1 protein-coding gene is annotated in these 3325 nt (G+C 33.4%); it reads right to left on the bottom strand.

Annotated elements, in window-relative coordinates; genetic code table 11:
- Positions 1-1392 precede the first annotated feature (1392 nt).
- The gene (locus ASE55_RS03220; RefSeq protein WP_056215491.1) at positions 1393-1989 is read right to left on the bottom strand and encodes a Crp/Fnr family transcriptional regulator; all 597 of its coding nucleotides are present in this window, start codon (positions 1987-1989) and stop codon (positions 1393-1395) included.
- Between the last annotated feature and the right edge of the window lie 1336 nt (positions 1990-3325).

Raw genomic sequence — 3325 nt, 5'->3', positions numbered from 1 at the left:
TTAATTTTTTTTTAATTTTTGTTAACTAACTTCTGTTTGAATAATAGCAATTAGTTTTTTGAAATTGAAAAATCCTTTTAAATGATATAGTTACTACTTTCAATACTCAAAACCCACCTATTGGTCTAATACCCCCAGTCAATTTCCTTACTATTCTCCAGAACATTATCATTTAAACATATTTTTGCTTAAAGTTAATTTGTCTTGACTATGGAGCTTTCGAGTTTACAATATAGCCTAGGTACGGACCATTCATACTATTATATAAATTAATTAGTCGTTATATTATTTTAAAAATTGTGTTATTGTTTATTGCTTTGGTTCGAGGAAACTCTGTCGGATTCTTCCGGGTGAAAGTCTTCTGAAGTGAAAGCATAAGTAGTTTTGATTTTCTGTGTTATTGCTTTTTCCGTTGATGTCAAAGACCGCTGTATTCTTGCNTCTTCCGGGTGAAAGTCTTCTGAAGTGAAAGCATAAGTAGTTTTGATTTTCTGTGTTATTGCTTTTTCCGTTGATGTCAAAGACCGCTGTATTCTTGCTTCGTATAAGAGGTATCGTCGTTTTTCTATGCCATTTACCAGGAAAATTTAGAGGCCCAAAAATGGGGCGGCCTGCCGCTGGGTGTCGGGGTAAGAATTGTCGGAGGGTCCGGGGAAAGTTTTATTGCAGCAAAGCGGAGAGAAAAGTTTNAGGCCCAAAAATGGGGCGGCCTGCCGCTGGGTGTCGGGGTAAGAATTGTCGGAGGGTCCGGGGAAAGTTTTATTGCAGCAAAGCGGAGAGAAAAGTTTCTCTGGAAACCGTCAATTGTTACAGGAAAGAATTTTTAGGAATATGAATTTTCAAATTTGCATAAGGAAAACAGAACACCGCTTACGCAGCTGGAAGGCAGCAAGGGTCTTTATCAACGGGAGCAATACAGAAAAACCTTAACTGCGCTTTCACTTCTGAAGCTCACCCAAATAAAAAAAGCCCACCGGCCTGAGGGACTCTGAACGTGGTGGGGAAAAGCCTGGGCACCAGTGTCCCGCAGAGCCGGTTCCGCTTTAGTTCGTAAAAATGGTTCCGGAGGCAGCTGGCCAACCGCTGATCCGGAATGATTTGTCGAACTAAACCTTTTCAGGATATCGCGCCAAGATTAATTCTTAGTTCGCAAAAAGAAAAGCTGCAGAAGATCCCGGGACCATTTTTTACGAACTATAAAATATGCACCCCAATGTATCAGAAGTTATTATTAACAGTCGGAAAAAACATATGGTATCCTCCTAGGAAAACATGACGAAACCTAGAGGATATCATCATGATGGAGGCACCTAAGACCACAGATGCTCCTTATAAATTGAAAAAAACTGATGACAAACAATTCTTTATTAATCGTTTTTTGAGACGTACTATTTAATAATAAATTTTTCTTTCAATTATTTTCACATGGCCATAAAACTCCATTTTTTTTATTGTTTTGATCACTGTTTCAATTCGCAGTCCAGTTAAACTTGCGAGCTGCGTTCTGGTGTATGGAACCATAAAGCTGTATTGTTCTTCATATTTAAAATAGGATTTAATATAGTCCAGTAATTTTGTGATCCTGCTCAAAGGATTTGTTTCCCGTAAGAATGAAGAGATTAAATATCTGAAATGTAGACGCTCTGCGGTATATTTGTTTATTTTTAGAAATAAATGAGGAGTCGATAGTAAAAGTTGTAGGAATTTTTCTTTTTCAAGTCTTATTATTTCACATTTCATTATCGTAATAGCATTTATGCCGTATGGGGTTTGGGTAAATATATAACTTTCACCAAAACAGTGTCCGTCAAAAGGAAGACCATGTACAATTTCTTTTCCGTTTGCTGTAAAATTATTAATTTTTACAGTTCCTTTTTTTATCTGAAAATAAAATTTTGCAGTTGTTCCTTCCTGAAAAATATATTCCTGGCAACTAAAACTTTGCGCTGTAGCACCATGAGAAAACAACAGATCCTCACATATTACCATGATAAAAATTTTTATAACTTCAGAAATAAATGATGGTATATTTTATGATATTAATTGGAAAAATTATTAACCTTAAGTCGTACAATTATAAAATAGCCTTGGCGGTACCGAAGTGTGATCAGCCGCCTTTAAACAAACATGGTATTGGTTCTTAAAAAATCCTTACGTTAAAAAGAAAATGACAGACTTTATAATTAACAACTTCTCCGGACAGTCGATTGATGTATAACTTTTTCTTATATACTCCCAATAAATAATGGGAAAGAGTAAAGATAAGCTGCTTCTGTTCCTTACAGTCGGGCAGGCTAATTTTATAGAACTCCTCTATTTCAGCTTTAATAAAATGCGAAAAACTGTCTTTAGATGTAAGCATAGCAATTATTTATTGATAGTTAATATTCCACAACTGAATAATATTTTATAAATGAAAGAGATTATTCTTTATTAATACTTTTAATTCATTTCTTCATATTTGGCAAAAGTATATTAAATATTGATTATATACCAAAAATTCAGCAATGCACTTAAAATTCATATTGTCCTACTGGCGCTTTCTAATTGGAGTGATAATACAAAAATGCAAAATTATATTCACTACTTAAATATATTAACTAAAATTAATTTATCATATAATATTGAATTTCAGCAGTATAAAATTATATACAATTGATTTGCTGCTTGTTCAAATAGGTGAAGAGAAACATCGTTAAACTGAGGGTTGCCACAATTGAATTTTGTTACCTTCAGGATCAAGGATATGCAGGAATTTTCCATAATCATAAGATTCAATCTGATCAAGAATAACAACTCCTTGGCCTTTCAGTTCTTTAAACAGAGATTCCAGATCATCTACCCGGTAATTAATCATATAATCTTTATCGGAGGGCCCAAAATAAGTAGTATCCTCTGGAAATGGATTCCATTGTGTGATACCTTCTTTATCAGCGTCTTTTTCCAGCCACTTAAAACTGATTCCGTAAGGGGTGGTATCAAATCCAAGATGTGTCTTATACCATCCATTAATTACATTGGGGTCTTTACATTTGAAGAAAACACCACCGATTCCAGTAACTTTTTTTCATATCGTCTAAATTAATATTTTTATTGGTCTTATACTATTTATTGGTTCTCGAGTATATCTTCCAAAGTTAGCTTTCTAAAAATAATATAATTATAAAAATATATTTATCCTGAGATATGGAGTAATTTTCATACATTTTTTTGCCTTTATTGTAAAAATGTTATCTTTGCAATGCACTTAGGATATGTATATTTTTAACATTAAACATATAATTCAAAACTTTTTTTATTCAATTTGATCATAACATATTAATTT

It is taken from the genome of Chryseobacterium sp. Leaf201 (assembly GCF_001421435.1).
Taxonomy (GTDB): domain Bacteria; phylum Bacteroidota; class Bacteroidia; order Flavobacteriales; family Weeksellaceae; genus Chryseobacterium.
This window is presented reverse-complemented; position numbering and strand designations above follow the sequence as displayed.

Coding starts and splice junctions, on each gene's coding strand:
- ASE55_RS03220 (WP_056215491.1), bottom strand. CDS start 1,989: ATGGTAATATGTGAGGATCTGTTGTTTTCTCATGGTGCTACAGCGCAA.